The sequence below is a fragment of the Brevundimonas sp. genome, from assembly GCF_013912005.1.
GTDB lineage: Bacteria > Pseudomonadota > Alphaproteobacteria > Caulobacterales > Caulobacteraceae > Brevundimonas.
The window spans coordinates 47,941-62,720 of the sequence record NZ_JACESB010000011.1 but is presented as its reverse complement, the minus strand read 5'-3'; the positions used below and the strand labels follow the sequence as shown (position 1 = coordinate 62,720).

Below are 14,780 nucleotides of genomic sequence, written 5' to 3'. Positions count from 1 at the left end.
ATCAGTGTCCGTGCTCGGTCTCGCCCTTGGCCAGTTCGGCCTTGAGCAGGAAGGCGCCGGCGCCGGCGATGCGTTCGGAGCCGGTCAGGCCGGACAGGATCTCGATCCGTCCGTCGGAGGTGCGGCCGGTCACGACAGGGCGGGCGCGGAAGCCGCTCTCCTCCGCGACGAAGACCGACTGGACGCCCTCGAGGGTCTGGACCGCGTCCAGCGGGACGACGAAGGCGCCGGTCCCCGCGCCGACCGGGATCCGCGCTGACACCACCGTCCCGGCGGGCGGCACGTCGCCATCCGCGCGGGCGCGGACGATGACGACGCCGCGCTCGCTCGCCGGCGCGATCGCCGTCACGACGCCCGCGACGGCCCGGGCGCCGGCGATCGCGCCTTCGAGCCGGTCGCCGACCTTCAGGAGAACGGCCGCGGAGGGCGGGGCCTCGAAGACGAGTTCGACCCGACGGGGATCCGCGACGGCGGCGACCTGGAGCGCTTCCTCGTGCAGAACCTGGCCGGGGGCGGCGCTCAGCCGGCTGACGACGCCGGCGATCGGGCTCCGGACCACGGTCATGCCGTTGAAGCCGGGCGCGCCGTAGGCGCCGACTCGGGCGCGCGCCGCCCGAAGTTCGGCCTCGGCGCGACGGGCTTCGGCTGCGGTCATGTCGAGCCGGGCCTGCGAGATCCAGCCCTGCTCGAAGAGGGTTCTGTCCCGGCGCTCGGCGGCCAGGGCGGCGTCTGCGGCGGCCGAGGCGGCGTCCGCCGTGGCGCGAGAAGCCGCCCCGTCGGGGCTGCGCAGGGTGACCAGCGGCGAGCCGGCCGACACCCGGTCACCCGGCCCGACGTGGACTCGCGCCACTGCGCCGGCGAGCGGCGCGTCGACGGCGGCTTCCGCGCCGGGAGCGAAATCGACGCGGCCCGGCAGTTTGAGCTCCGTTCCCCCGCCCCGTTGCAGCGTGATGATCGAAACGCCGGCCTCGGCCGCCTGCTGCGGCGGCAGGGCGACGAAGCCCTCGACCGCGCCTCCGGCCTGATCCTGTTCGGCGTGGCCGGCCTCCGTCTTCGCGGGCCGGTTCATGAACTGGGCGGCGCCGAAGCCCACGCCCACGGCGGCGATGACGGCGGCGCCGGTCATCAGCCAGTGTCTTTGGATTTGCATGTTGGATCCTCGCCCGACGCGAGCCGGGCCCAGAGTTCAGGACGCGCGGCCGCGAGGCCGGGCGTTGCTCAGGCAGGTCCGGGCGTTGCCCGGTCGAGGATCAGAGGCGTGGGGGCCGGTCGGGGCCCGCGGGCGAATCCAGCGGCCGCCCGGTCATATGCGCCCAGGCGACAGGCGCCGCGAACTGCGGACCTTTCGACTCGATCACCGCATTCGGCGGCGTCGCCACATGCGGTGCGTGACAGCAGCCGTTGGCGCAAGCGGGCCCGCAATCGGGACACTGGGCCTCGCCATGGGCGAGAGCGCTCGCCGTCGCTTGCCCCCATGACGGCGCCAGGTCGCTGGCGCAGGCGTGGCTCGCCAGCGCCGGCGCAGCGAAGGCCAGGGCCAGCAGCATTCCGCCGACGAACCCGACCCGCCTGATCATGTTCCACATGGGCTGGAGCATCGAGGCGGTCCTACCAGCTTTGACCCGCGAAGTCGCCGATCCGGCGGACGGTGCTTCAGGTCGCCGCACGGCGCGCCGCCGGCGCCCGCACGCGGCCCGGTCAATCCGTCGACGCGCCGCGGCCCAGGTAGGCGAGCCAGATCGCGCGGCCGGCGCCCTGGTACGGCTCCATGGCCGCAACGAGGTCGGCGAGCGACGGGGCGTCCTCCCACTCGTCGGGCAGAAGCGGATCGCGAACGATGGCCCGCACCGCGGAGCGGCCGACCGTGAGCGATTCCCGCGCCGCCGCGTCGGCGGGGATCTGGTGCAGGCGTTCGAGGCTCTGGCGCAGCCGCTCGAGCAGGGCGCGGCGGGCTTCCGCCAGGGCGGCGGCGTCCCACAGCCCGGGGACGGCCCTGGCGGAGCCGGGGTCGAGGGCGTCGAGGCGGGCGGACATCAGGCCGGGCGCGGCGCCGTACTCGATCAGACGGGTGCGGCAGGCCTCGAGGCCGCCGACGAGGTTGTCCGGACGGAGCCAGAGGCCCTGCCGGGTTTGTCGAAAGCCCTCGACCTCCAGGGCCCGCAGCGTCGCACGCCAGGCCGTCCGCGCAAGGCTGGACGGCCGGGCGGCCGCCATCAGCCAGCCGCCGCGCCATTCGGTGCGGCGGCCCGGCGCGTCCCGCCAGCCCTCCACCCGACGCCGCCAGGCGTCGGCGGCGGGTCCAGCCGCATAGACCCCCCGGCTCAGCGCGGCGAGCCGGCCCTCGCGCCGGAGCCGCGCGACGGCTGTCCGCACGGCCGTCGGGGAGAGACCGAAGATTCCCCCGGCGCGAACCAGTTCGGCCGTGGTGAAGCGGCCGCCGGGATGGGCGGCGAACAGGTCGAGCACCAGGGTCCGCGCATCGGGCGGCGAAACAATGTTGCTGATCACGTCCGTTCCGGTCACAGTACGTCACAAACTCTCGTCACTGGCCCGCATGGTGGCGGATCATCGAAGGAGACGCCATGACCGCTCCGCTTTCGACCGTGGCCGTGCTGGACCTCACCACGGTGGTGGCCGGGCCGCTCGCCACCAGTCTGCTGGCCCAGCAGGGCGCGCGGGTGATCAAGGTCGAACCGCCGGCCGGCGATACGGCGCGGGCGCTCGGGGCGCGGCGCGAGGGCATGAGCGGCTCCTTCCTCGCCCTGAACGCCGGCAAGGAGTCGGTCGTGCTCGACCTGACGCAGCCGATGGCGGTCGCCGCCCTGCTGAACCTTGCGGCCGGCGCGGACGTCCTGGTTCACAACTACCGGCCGGGGGTGATGGAGAAGCTCGGCGTTACCGCCGAGGCGCTGCGGTCGCGCCGCGATGACCTGATCATCGCCCGCATCTCCGGCTTCGGCGACGTCGGACCCATGGCGGGCGACCGCGCCTACGACCCGGTCATTCAGGCCGAGGCCGCCATGGCCGGGCGAAACGACCTCGGGGAGCCGCGACTGGCGGCCCAGTATCTCTGCGACAAGGTGGCGGGCCTCTATGCGGCCCAGGCGATCACCGCAGCTCTGGCGGCGCGGGCGGCGGATGGACGGCCCCGCACCGTGGACGTCTCCATGCTGGAAGCCGCCGCCGCCTTCGGGGCGATCGACATGCACTCGGCGCTGGCCTTCCAGGAGCCGGCCTCGCCCATGCCCGACGTGGCCGCCATCTACCGGCCGTGGCGGGCGGCGGACGGCTGGGTGGTGGCCATCATGCTGAGCAACGCGGAGTTCGCCGGTTTCAGCCGCGCCCTGGGGCTTCCGGCCCTGCTGCAGGATCCGCGCTTCGCCGACATGGCCTCCCGCTTCGGCCACTGGGAGGCCCTGCGGGAGATCGCCGCGCCGCAAGCCGCGGCGCTCTCCGTCGAGCGGCTGCTCGACGCCCTGCGCGGGGAGGGCGTGCCGTGCGGCCGGGTCAACGACGGCGCCGCCCTGCATCGACACCCCCAGCTCGCCGCCACCGGTTTCTGGCGCGAGCAAGTCCATCCGGTCGTCGGCCGGGTGCGGCTGCCGTCGCCGGTCGCCCGCTTCGACGGCGAACGCGGCTCGCCTTCCCCGGCCCCCTCGCTGGGGCAGCACACCGCCCAACACTGCAAGGCCTGACCATGTCCGAGTTCCGCTCCATCGCCTATGCGACCGACGGCCGGGTGGCGACGATCACCCTGAACCGGCCCGACCGCTTCAACGCCATCGACGAGCACATGCCCGGGGAAATCGCCCGGGCCGTCGGCCAGGCCGAGGCCGACCCGGACGTCCATGTGATCCTGGTCCGGGGCGCAGGCCCCGGTTTCTGCGGCGGCTACGACCTTGTCGACTACGCCGAAGCCAAAGGCGTGGTGGCGGGCAGTCAGGACATGCCGTGGGACCCGACCCTCGACTTCGCCATGATGTGGCGCAACACCCAGGACTTCATGAGCCTGTGGCGGGCGCGCAAGCCGACCATCGCCTGCGTGCACGGCGCCGCCGTGGCGGGCGGCTCGGACATCGCCCTGTGTTGCGACTTCCTGATCATGACCGAGGACGCGAGGATCGGCTATCCGCCGGCCCGGGTGTGGGGCGTGCCGACGCCGTCCATGTGGGTCTACCGCCTCGGCCCGCAGGCGGCGAAGCGGATGATGATGACCGGGGACGTGATCACCGGAAAGGAGGCCGAGGCCATGGGGCTGGCCCTCGCAGCGGCGCCGCAGGACGGCTTCGAGGCCGAGATCGCCCGGCTGGTCGGCCGCCTGCAGGGCGTGCCGCGCAACCAGCTGATGATGACGAAGATGGTGGTCAACCAGGCCTACGAGAACATGGGCCTGAACTCGACCCAGATGATGGCCACCTTCTTCGACGGGGTGGCCCGCCATTCTCCGGAAGGGATCTGGTTCCGCGAGCGGGCCCAGGAGGTCGGCTTCAAGCAGGCGGTGGCCGAGCGCGACAGCGGGGAGCCGATCGCCACCCAGGTGTCGAAGCGGGGCTGACCATGTCGAACCCCGTGATCGTCGAGCGCGAGGGGCCGGTGACGATCGTCACCCTCAACCGTCCGGAACGGCGCAACGCGGTGGACGCCCCGACGGGCGCCGCCCTGCGCGCGGCCTTCGAGGACTTCGCCCGGGACGGGGACGCCCGGGTGGCGGTGCTGACCGGAGCGGGCGGGGTGTTCTGCGCGGGCGCCGACCTCAAGGCGGTGGCCGCGGGAACCGGCGCCTATGAGCCCGACGGTCCCGGCTGGATGGGCCCGACGCGAATGGACACGGGCAAGCCGGTGATCGCCGCGGTGGAGGGTCCGGCCGTGGCCGGCGGACTGGAGCTGGCCCTCTGGGCGGACCTGCGGATCGCGTCGGCGACGGCCCTGTTCGGGGTGTTCTGCCGCCGCTGGGGCGTGCCGCTGGTCGACGGCGGGACGGTCCGGCTGCCGCGCCTGATCGGACACAGCCGGGCCATGGACCTGATCCTCACGGGACGCGCGGTCGAGGCGAAGGAGGCGTTCGAGATCGGCCTCGCCAACCGGCTGGCTCCGGCCGGCGGAGCGCGCGAGGCGGCCGTCGCCCTGGCGCTGCAGATCGCGCGCTTCCCCCAGGACTGCCTTCGCATCGACCGGGACAGCGCCCGCGGGCAGTGGGGTCTGGACGAGGCGGAGGCGCTGCGGCGGGAGGGGCGGGGCGCGGGCGCCGCCATCCTCGCCGCCGCCAAGGCCGGCGCCGCCCGCTTCGCCGCCGGCCGCGGCCGTGGCGGCGATTTCGACGACCTGTGAAAGGAACTCCGCCGTGCTGACCACCGAGATGATCGAGCGCGGCGCCCGCCGCTTCGCGGATCGCACCGCGGTTCTCTGCGGCGACGCGCGCTGGACCTTCGCCGAGGTCGACGGCCTGGCCAACCGTCTCGCCCACGTCCTGATCGAGCGCTACGGCGTGGCGCCCGGACGGCGCATCGGCCTGCTCGCCCACAACGCCGCGTTCAGCCTGTCGCTGGACTTCGCCTGCGTGAAGGCGCGCGCCGTCCGCGTGCCGTTGAACCCGCGCCTGTCGGCGGTGGAGCAGGCGGCGATGCTGAACGGCATGCAGGTCGACCTGCTGCTGCACGGGCCGGACCTGGCGGCGCGGGCGCTGGAGCTGCAGGCGGTCGTCCCCGGCCTGGTGGTCGCGGGCCTCGGCACCGAGGCGGCCGGCGACGACCTGCTGGCGCTGGCGGCCGACGCGTCGGACGCGGCCCCCGCCGTCGGCGAACCGGAGCCGGACGATGTGGTGCTGGCGCTCTACACCTCCGGCACCACCGGCAGCCTCAAGGCGGCGGAGCACACCCAAGCCAGTTACGCCGCCGTCGTGCTGAACGTCCTGAACAACCTGATCGACCCGGCCGAGGGCGAGGTCATGCTCCACGCCGCCTCGATGATCCACGCCAGCGGCGTCTTCGTCCTGCCGTTCTGGCTGCGCGGCGGGGCCTCGGCCGTCCTGCCGGGCTTCACCCCGGCCTCCTATCTGGAGGCGGTGCGGCGCTGGCGGCCGGCGGCGCTGAACCTGGTGCCGACCATGATCGGCATGGTGCTGGATCACCCGGACGCGCGACCGGCGGACTTCGACAGCGTTCACACCCTCCTGTACGGCGCCTCGCCCATGCCCCTGCCGCTGATGGAGCGGGCGCTCGCCTTCTTCGGCCCCAGGCTGGTCCAGTACTACGGCCAGACCGAAGCACCGCTGGCGATCGCCGCGCTGTCGAAGGCGGACCATGCGCCCGAGGTCGCCCACCGGCGCCTCGCCTGCGGCTTCCCCGCCGTGGACTGCGAGATCCGGCTGCTGGACGAGACCGGCGCGCCGGTCCCTCCCGGCCAGCCCGGGGAAATCGCGGTCCGCGCGCCCTTCGTCATGAAGGGCTATCACGACGCGCCTGACCTGAACGCCGAACATTTCCTGCCCGGCGGCTGGCTGCGCACGCGCGACGTCGGGCGGTTCGATGCGGACGGTTGCCTCTACCTCATCGACCGGGTCTCGGAGATGATCGTGACGGGGGGCTACAACGTCTATCCCCGCGAGGTGGAGGACGTGCTCGCCGCCCACCCGGCCGTGCGCGCCGCCGTGGTGGTCGGCCTGCCGGACGAGCAGTGGGGCGAAGCGGTCACAGGCTTCGTCGTGTTGCGGGAGGGGCAGGCGGCGGCGGTGGAGACGCTCGTCGCCTTCGCCCGCGAGCGGCTCGCCGGCTACAAGGTCCCGAAGGACATCCGCTTCATCGACGAGGTTCCGCTGAGCGCCGTCGGCAAGCCCCTGCGGCGGGCGATCCGCGATCCCTTCTGGGCGGGGCGGGAGCGGCGCATCTAGCTCCGCCGCCCGGGGGCGCCGCGGGTTGACGGATGCGGCGACCACGCCATGTGACACGGGAACCTGGCTGGAGAGTGCGATGCTGCTTGCGATGCTGGGCGTGGTGCTCCTGGCCGCCGGTCTGGCGCCGCCGGGGTCGGACCTCCGACGGCTGCTTGTCGAAGCGCCCGCCAGGCGTCTGCAACGGGTTCGGCCCGGTCACGTCCTCTTCTTCTGTGCTCTGGCGGTGATCGGCGGCCTCCTGTTCTGGCTGTTCGAAGCCGAGGGGCTTCGGTTCTTCAGCCTGATGGCGCCGGACGTGGTCGTCTGGTTCGCCGTGTTCGACATCTCGCTCTACCTCGACGTCGTCGTGCTGGGGGCGGCGTTGTCCGCCACAACCCGCGTCAGAGCCCTGTCGTCGGTCCCTGTCCGCATGGTCGCCCGGCGATGGAGACGAGCGCGCGCCGGACGATCACCGCGTCGCGCCCGGGGGAAGGCTCCGGCCGGCGCGCGCGACGAATCCGGGGGTCCGGCGCGACCCTGGCGCCCGCTCTCGTTCGCCTGAACGGCAACCGGCGTCGGCCCGCCGCCGTCGATGGGGGCGGGCCGAAGGGCGGGACGTCTTCCCGGTGCGGGGGCGGCCCGGCGCGGGCCCCGATCAGGGGTGCGGCGAGGCTCCGCAGGCCGCCAGTCCGGCTCCGGCGCTCCGCCGCGCGTCGAGGACGGCGAAGGCTTCGAGATGGTGGTCCGTCGGGATCACGTCGACGCCGGCGTCGGCCAGGCCGTTGAAGATTTCCGGCCCCTTGCCGGCGGCGACGTCGCGATCGGCCGCGAACAGGGTGGCGTACATCACCGGCACGCCCTCGCGCCGCAGCGCGGCCCACAGCGACTCGTCCCGCGGGTCGAAGCGGTCGATGCCGGTCCAGGCCGAGAGCGCCTGCAGATTGACCCCCACCAGCCGGAGCACCTCGAGATCGCCGAGGCTGCTGACCGGATGGATCAGGCTGAGCCCGGGGTCGATCCGGTGGAAGGCGCGGGCCTGCGACGGGCGATACAGGTTGATCAGCGTGTAGTTGCGGGCGTCCGCGGCCCGGATGGCCTCGGCGATCGCGGGGATGGCGGCGTCCTCCTTGACGTCGATGGCGAGGATGCCGCGCCCGCGCATGAACTCCAGGGTCTGAGTCAGCGTCGGGATGGGAAAGCCGGTCACGGCGCCCCCATCATCCTTCAGCCGCAGCGTCTGCAACTCGGCCAGGGTGCGGGCGCCGACGGGGCCCGAGCCGGTGGAGGTCCGGTCCAGCGTGTCGTCGTGCATGAACACGATCACGCCGTCACGGGTGACGCGGGCGTCCATCTCGATGAGCATCGGGGCCTGGGCGAGGGTGTGGGCCGCCGTCTCGATCGCGTTCTCGGGATAGCCCGGCGCAGGGCCGGCGCGGTGGCCGCTGGTCAGGACCACGCCCTGCCGCACGAGGCACCGCATCAGGTCGGTGGTGGTGGGGAACGGATTCACCACCGGCGAGGCCGCCGCCGGCAGGGCGCCGGTCTGGGCCGACGCCGCCAGCGGCGCCGCGGACATCGCCAGGGCGACGGCGGAGGCGGCGAGGAGCCTGCGAAGGGTCATGGCCGGCTCCTCAGAAGGTCGCCGTGACGCGGATCTGCGCGGTGCGGCCGTAGGTGGAATCCCCCAGCTTCTCCTCGTAGGTCTTGTCGAGCAGGTTGTGGATGTTGGCGGCGACGCGGATCCGGTCGGTCAGGTCGAACAGGACGCCGAGGTTCAGCAGCGAGTAGCCCGGCATCAGATAGCTGGTCGGATAGTCGCTGAAGAACTCATCCCGCCAGTAGCCGTCGGCGGTGACGCTCAGACGGCGGGTCGGCCGCACGGTGATCGTATAGCTCGCCTCGTTCTGCGGCCGACCGAACAGCTGGACGCCGGCGCCTTCCTGTTCCGTCGAGTTCCAGGTGTAGGTGGCCCCCAGGTCGATCCACGGCGCCGGCCGGATCATGGCCTCGGCCTCCACCCCTTCGAAGAACACCAGACCGTCGGTGTTGCGCGGCGTGGTGATCCCGGTGGGGCCGTCGTAGATGTTGAAGATCCCGTCGGTGGCCTCGCCCTTGTAGTAGGTCAGGCTCCAGCGGGCGAAGCCGTTCTCGAGCGACTGGTCGAGGCCCGCGTCCCACATCCACGAGCTTTCCGGGGTCAGGTCCGGATTGCCCTGGTAGGTCGGGGACGAGCCGCGCAGCTGGCGCAAGCCGGGCGCCTCGGCGCCCGTGCCCCACGAGGCGCGCAGGCGGGTGTCGACGCCGCCGATATCGGCCCCGTCGGGAAGGTTGTACGCGCCGCTCAGCCGGTAGGTGGTGTTCCCCCCGAACAGGGAGTTGTCGTCGTAGCGCGCCGCGCCCGACAGGTAGACGCCCGCGACCGGCGCGACGGTGGCGGTGACGAAGACCCCCGTCTCCGAGATGGAGTCGTCGACGGTGGCGTAGCCGCCGCCGCTGGGCTGTTCGAACCGGCCCTCGTCCGTCTTGTGCTCGACGCCGGCGAGGACGAAGCCGCCCTCGGCGCCGAGTTCGAGGTTGCCGTAGTAGCCGACCTCGGTGGTCCGTCCCCGGCTCTCCTGCCGGACCCCGGGCGTGGTGTAGACCGAGTCCATGTTGACCAGCGACGCCTTGACCTCGTGCGTCAGACGTCCGCCCAGCTGCTCGAGCCGGCCGCGCAGCACGGTGAACACCTGCTCGTTCTCGGATTCGCCGGGGCTGTCCTGGAACAGATAGCCGGGAAGGCCTTGGGGATTGCCGGGCGGCAGGGAGCCGACATCGACATCGTTGGTCGATTTCACATAGCGCAGCCAGGCTTCCAGATTGAGAGTCGGGGTGACGTCCCAGTCGGCGCGGCTGCTCAGCGTCAGGTTCTCGTAGCCGTCGGGCTCGATGTTGCCGGGCGGCCGGCTGGCGAGGGAGATGCCGTCGGTCCGGTAATAGCTGGCGCTGGCCACATAGCCGGCGTTGTCGATGCGGCCGTTGGAGCCCGCCGACACCTGCCAGGTGTCGTGGCTGCCGCCGGCGGCCGACAGCCGCAGGTCCGGGTCGCCCTGCGGCCGGCGGGTGATGACGTTGATCACGCCCGCCGAGGCGTCGCCTCCGTAGACCCCCGATTGCGGCCCCCGGAGCACCTCGACGCGCTCGACGTCCTCGAGCAGGAGGTGCTCCAGGCCGTACTGGTTGTCGGCCTCGGAGGGGTTGTTGAGCTTCACCCCGTCGACCATCACCAGGACGTGCTTGGTCGTGAAGCCGCGCATGCGCACCTGGGTGTTCTGGCCGATGCCGCCCGAGCGAACGCGGGTGACGCCGGGCACATGCTCCAGAATCTCGTCGAGGGAGGTCAGCTGCCGCTGCTCGATGTCCTCGCGGGACACCACGGTGATCGCACTGCCCAGCTGTTCCAGCGGCTGTTCCCGCCGCGAGGCCGTGACGATGATCTCGTCCAGCCGGTCCACGTTCCCGGCCTCCTGCGGGGACGACTGCGCCCAGGTCGGGCCCGAAACGGCGGCCGCGGCCGCCGACCCCAGAATGACCGCCTTCAGCGGTCGGGTGACATATGACGACATGAAGCCCTCCTTGACGAGGCTTCCGCTTAGGCGCCCGCCGTGACTGGCGCTCGACGCTTTCAAGACCCGGGCGCAACAGGCGGACCTGAGAACACCTGCCGTCACGCAGGCGCCGCATGCCGCCGCTAGTATCGACGCGCGGCCACGGGGGTGGAGGCGTGGGGTGACGACGGGGGGAAGGGACTACTGGCCGGCTCTGCTCAGGAGCCACCGGGCGCGGCATGGCCTGAGCCAGGCGGCTCTCGCCGCCCATCTGGGCGTGGATCAGACCACCGTCTCACGCTGGGAAAGGGGTCTCGACACGCCCGGCGTCCGGATGCGGCGTCAGATCCGCGACCTCGCCCGGCGCAGCCAGGCCGCGCGCCAGGACCAGGCCGTGCGCATGCGGGTGCGGAACGCCCTGTGGCCCACCTCGCTGATGGGCAAGGGGGCGGTCTTCCTCGAGGCCAGCCGGGCCGTGGTCACGGAAGCCCAGCTCTCGGTGCCGGAGGTCCGGGGCATGAGCGTCTACGGCTCGTTCGGCGACCAGACCGACGCGGTGACCGAGCGCTGGGAGGCGGCCGGCATCTTCCGCGGCGATCTCGCCCTGGCCATGACGGTCAACGTTCTCAACCCGACCCTGCCGGGCCAGACCACCTACATCCAGACGCTCGACACTCCGCATTTCACCGTCGACGGCGACATATGGTGCATCTGCGAGATCAAGCGGATCGACGAGGCGCTCTACCACAGCCTCGTCCGCGACTTCGGCGGCAACAGCCTGCTGGTGCCCTTCGACGCGGTCTGAGAACGCCCCGGGGTTCGGGCCGTCGTCAGAGGCCGACGTCCAACCCCGCCCCCCCCCCGCGGGCCGCTCACGGATGCGTGTGGATGTGCTGTAGGCGCGCGATGGCGGTGCAGGCAGTCTGACGACAGCTTGTCTCCGCCGGGCAGGGAAGGGCAGGGCGCCCGGAGCCTGTGCGGCGACCGTTCTCCACCAGCCGACCTCCCGCTTCCCGGCGTGGCCGATCCTTCGGTGGGCCGGTCCGTCCGGCTTCAGGCGACCCGATCGGAGTGCCTGACCTCGTGGTGGTACTGGGCCGACCCCGACTCCGGCACCAGTTCCCCGCTGCGGTCGCCGATCCGGGCCCAGCGGGCGGCGATCTGTTCGGCCGCGTCGGCCCGGTCGCCGACGTAGACGCCCTGCGTCATGGTGATGTGCGCCTGCTCGAAGGCGCCGGCGCCGGCGAGCAGGATCATCCGCGTCGGCGCGCTCTGGTCCGCCAGAGCGACCACTCCCGGACTGACCAGGTCGGTGGAGAGACCCCGCAGGTCCTCCGGCGAATAGAGGTCCTCGGTCATCCGGGTGGCCGCGCTGGGGGCCAGGCAGTTGACGTGGATGCCGTACTTGCGGCCCTCCAGCGCCAGGGTCTGCATCAGGCCGACGAGACCCATCTTGGCCGCGGCGTAGTTCGACTGTCCGAAGTTGCCGTACAGGCCGGAGGATGAGGTCGTGAAGATCACCCGGCCGTAGCCCTGCCGACGCATGTGCGGCCAGGCCGCCTTGGTGGCGATGACGGAGCCCATCAGGTGGACCCCGAACACCACCTCGAAGTCCTCGATCTCGAGGTTGGAGAAGGTGCGGTCGCGCAGGATGCCGGCGTTGTTGACGAGGATGTCGAGCGAGCCCCAGCGGGCGACCGCGTCCTCGATCATGGCCACGACGGCTTCGCGGTCGGTGACGCTGCAGGCGACCGGAACGGCCTCTCCGCCGGCCGCCGCGATCTCCTCCGCCACCGCGCGGGCGGCGTCCTCCCCGAGATCGTTGACGACCACCTTCGCCCCGTAGCGGGCCAGGGCGAGCGCATGGCTCCGGCCGAGGCCGCCTCCGGCCCCCGTCACCACCGCCACCCGTCCGCCCAGATCGATCGTCATCGCGCCACCTCCCGTATTGCAGCGCAGCGAAACTGCCGCCGGGCCGCCGCGGCGTCAATGTTCATTCAGTGATGAGTTAGGATTGACATGGATCGGCTCGGGATGGGACCAAGGCGGACGACGGCGCCGAAGAACGCCGGCAGATCACGAGGGAGGGTTCTATGAGTCGCAAGCTCTGTTTCACCGCGTCGGTCGCGGCGCTGTTGTGGGCGCAGGCCGCGTCCGCCCAGGAGGCGCCGGCCCGGACCCCCGAGCCGGAACGGGACGACGCCGCCGTCCTGGGCGAGGTGGTGGTCACCGCCGAGCGCCGCTCGACCAGCCTGCAGACCACCGCCGTCGCCGCCACCGTGCTGACCGGCGACGACCTGCGGAACAAGGGGGTCACCTCGCTGGACCAGCTGCAGTTCGCCGCCCCGTCGACGACGGTGCAGAACTTCGGTCAGGGCAACTTCTTCAACGTCCGCGGCATCGGCAAGTCGGAAGCCACGACCGCTATCGGCGTGGGCGTGATCACCTACCGCGACGGCGTGGCCGCCTTTCCCGGCTATTTCCAGACCGAGCCCTATTACGACATCGCCAGCCTCGAGGTTCTGCGCGGCCCGCAGGGCACCTTCGCCGGCGCGAACGCCACCCGCGGCGCCGTCTTCCTGAACTCGCGCAATCCCGACTTTTCGGGGGTCGACGGCTACCTCGCCGGCCAGGTCGGCAACTACGACCAGTTCAAGGCCCAAGGGGCGGTGAACCTCCCGCTCGGGGATACGCTGGCGGCCCGCTTCGCCTTCAATCACGAGACCCGCGGCAGCTTCTACGACATCACCGGACCTTACACCGGCAATCCGGGAGAGGTGGATTCCACCAGTCTGCGGGCCAGCTTCCTGTGGACGCCGACCGACGCCCTGCGCGTGCTGTGGAAGACGGACTTCAATGACATCGATCTGGGCGGCTATCCGTCTGATCCCGCCCTGGCGACGAACGATCCGTTCGAGATCACCAGCAACGGCCCCAACCGGGCCCACGACACCTTCGTGAGGTCGTCGCTGAACGTCAGCTACGCCTTCGACAACGGGGTGACGCTGCGGTCGATCACCGGCTACCAGGACGGGGTCAGCCTGTTCTCGACCGACCTCGACGGCACCAGCCTGCTGAACAACACCTTCGCCGACCGGTTCGAGGAGACGATCTGGTCCCAGGAGTTCAACCTGCTGTCGCCGGAGGACCAGCGCCTGAGCTGGCTGGTCGGCCTGTACTACCAGCATGACGACGCCCGGTTCCCCGCGGCGACCTTCCCCTACGGCGAATACGTCATCGGCTTCCCGGAGGGGGTGCTGGACATCTCGCTGTTCGGAGACACGCCCAAGGAGACCGCGGCCGTCTTCGGGCAGGTCAGCTACGACATCAGCGACCGGCTGCAGCTCCAGCTGGGCGCGCGCTACGCCCACTCCACCTCGACCAATGACGAGGTCTACACCACCTATCCGCAGTTCGGCATCGTCCTGCTGCAGGACGAGTCGGTGGAGGACGAGAAGGTCACCGGCAAGCTGACGCTGAACTGGAAGCTCGACGACGACAACTTCGTCTACGGCTTCATCGCCACCGGCCACAAGATGGGCGGGCTGAACCCGCCGAACCTGTACCGTCCTCCACGTTCCTTCGGGCCCGAGGATCTCGTCGACTACGAGCTGGGCTGGAAGTCCACATTCCTCGGCGGCCGCCTGCGCACCCAGCTGGGCGCCTACTACACCGTGTACCAGGACTTCCAGGTCAACATCGGCGATCCCGAGTATCCGCAGATCGCCTCGATCATGAACGTCGGCGGCGATACGGTCCTGATGGGTCTCGAAGGCTCGGCCCAGGCGCGTTTCGGCCCATGGGCCATGGACGTCGCAGCCTCGCTGTCCAGTTCCGAACTGGGCGACTTCTTCGCCGCCGACCCCCGCGTGGGCCGCACCGGCCTGTGCGACGCGGAGACCGGCCCGACGAGCCCCAACTGCTTCAACCTGGCCGGCAACAGCCAGAGCTATGCGCCGGAGTTCACCTTCAACATCGGGGTCGAGCGCACCTTCGACCTCGGCGGCGGGGCGACCCTGACGCCGCGGGTCGACTACGCTCACATCGGCGAGGCGTGGACCTCGATCTTCGCCAACGAGGCGCTGGGGGACCGGCTGGAGGCGCGCAACATCGTCAACGCCCTCCTGACGTACGCCCGGGACGACTGGCGGCTGTCCGCCTTCTCCACCAACCTGACTGACCAGACCTACATCGCCGCGATCAACGCGGGCCTGCGCTACGCCGGTCCGCCGCGCCAGTACGGCCTGGTCCTCACCCGTCTCTTCTAGCCCGCGCGAACCGGGGCGGCGTCCGCCGTCGCCCCGGAGAGCGCCGTAACGGGACCT

The 14,780-nt window shown here is 71.6% G+C and carries 13 protein-coding genes; 7 read left to right on the top strand and 6 right to left on the bottom strand.

Annotated features, from left to right (window positions below):
- Window position 1: 1 nt before the first annotated feature.
- The 3 genes from H2038_RS09275 to H2038_RS09265 form a co-directional block, all read right to left on the bottom strand.
- Entirely contained in the window at window positions 2–1,150 is a 1,149-nt protein-coding gene (locus H2038_RS09275) for an efflux RND transporter periplasmic adaptor subunit (protein ID WP_292112043.1), read from the bottom strand.
- A gap of 100 nt (window positions 1,151–1,250) precedes the next feature.
- Window positions 1,251–1,598 carry a hypothetical protein gene (locus tag H2038_RS09270; protein WP_292112040.1) on the bottom strand — a complete coding sequence of 116 codons (348 nt, stop codon included), beginning with the start codon at window positions 1,596–1,598 and terminating at the stop codon, window positions 1,251–1,253.
- A 100-nt stretch (window positions 1,599–1,698) separates the two neighbouring features.
- Window positions 1,699–2,508, bottom strand: coding sequence for a type IV toxin-antitoxin system AbiEi family antitoxin domain-containing protein (locus tag H2038_RS09265; RefSeq protein WP_292112038.1), 810 nt, complete (start codon window positions 2,506–2,508; stop codon window positions 1,699–1,701).
- Window positions 2,509–2,582: 74 nt separating this feature from the next.
- Here H2038_RS09265 and H2038_RS09260 point away from each other — a divergent pair, with 74 nt between their 5' ends.
- From H2038_RS09260 to H2038_RS09240, 5 genes are all read left to right on the top strand, one after another.
- Complete coding sequence (locus H2038_RS09260; RefSeq protein ID WP_292112036.1) at window positions 2,583–3,695, top strand: CoA transferase; 1,113 nt, start codon at window positions 2,583–2,585, stop codon at window positions 3,693–3,695.
- A 2-nt stretch (window positions 3,696–3,697) separates the two neighbouring features.
- Window positions 3,698–4,555, top strand: a complete 858-nt coding sequence (locus H2038_RS09255; protein ID WP_292112033.1) for a crotonase/enoyl-CoA hydratase family protein — start codon at window positions 3,698–3,700, stop codon at window positions 4,553–4,555.
- A 2-nt stretch (window positions 4,556–4,557) separates the two neighbouring features.
- A complete protein-coding gene (locus tag H2038_RS09250) occupies window positions 4,558–5,328 on the top strand; it encodes a crotonase/enoyl-CoA hydratase family protein (protein ID WP_292112031.1) in 771 nt (256 codons plus the stop codon).
- A gap of 13 nt (window positions 5,329–5,341) precedes the next feature.
- Window positions 5,342–6,886, top strand: a complete 1,545-nt coding sequence (locus H2038_RS09245) for an AMP-binding protein (protein ID WP_292112028.1) — start codon at window positions 5,342–5,344, stop codon at window positions 6,884–6,886.
- Window positions 6,887–6,965: 79 nt separating this feature from the next.
- Window positions 6,966–7,430: a hypothetical protein gene (locus tag H2038_RS09240; protein WP_292112026.1), complete on the top strand. Its 465-nt coding sequence runs from the start codon at window positions 6,966–6,968 to the stop codon at window positions 7,428–7,430.
- Window positions 7,431–7,523: 93 nt separating this feature from the next.
- Here the strand turns inward: H2038_RS09240 and H2038_RS09235 are convergent, their stop codons facing one another.
- Window positions 7,524–8,489 carry a glycerophosphodiester phosphodiesterase family protein gene (locus H2038_RS09235; RefSeq protein ID WP_292112023.1) on the bottom strand — a complete coding sequence of 322 codons (966 nt, stop codon included), beginning with the start codon at window positions 8,487–8,489 and terminating at the stop codon, window positions 7,524–7,526.
- A gap of 10 nt (window positions 8,490–8,499) precedes the next feature.
- Window positions 8,500–10,473 (bottom strand): TonB-dependent siderophore receptor, encoded by a 1,974-nt coding sequence (locus tag H2038_RS09230; protein WP_292112020.1) that lies wholly within the window; start codon window positions 10,471–10,473, stop codon window positions 8,500–8,502.
- A 163-nt stretch (window positions 10,474–10,636) separates the two neighbouring features.
- Between H2038_RS09230 and H2038_RS09225 the strand changes: the two genes are divergently transcribed.
- Complete coding sequence (locus H2038_RS09225; protein ID WP_292112017.1) at window positions 10,637–11,260, top strand: helix-turn-helix transcriptional regulator; 624 nt, start codon at window positions 10,637–10,639, stop codon at window positions 11,258–11,260.
- Between the two features lie 248 nt (window positions 11,261–11,508).
- Here H2038_RS09225 and H2038_RS09220 read toward each other — a convergent pair whose 3' ends face one another.
- Window positions 11,509–12,387 (bottom strand): SDR family NAD(P)-dependent oxidoreductase, encoded by an 879-nt coding sequence (locus H2038_RS09220; RefSeq protein ID WP_292112014.1) that lies wholly within the window; start codon window positions 12,385–12,387, stop codon window positions 11,509–11,511.
- Window positions 12,388–12,548: 161 nt separating this feature from the next.
- On the opposite strand from H2038_RS09220, the gene H2038_RS09215 reads away from it, so the two are divergent.
- Window positions 12,549–14,723 (top strand): TonB-dependent receptor, encoded by a 2,175-nt coding sequence (locus H2038_RS09215; protein ID WP_292112011.1) that lies wholly within the window; start codon window positions 12,549–12,551, stop codon window positions 14,721–14,723.
- Window positions 14,724–14,780 lie beyond the last annotated feature (57 nt).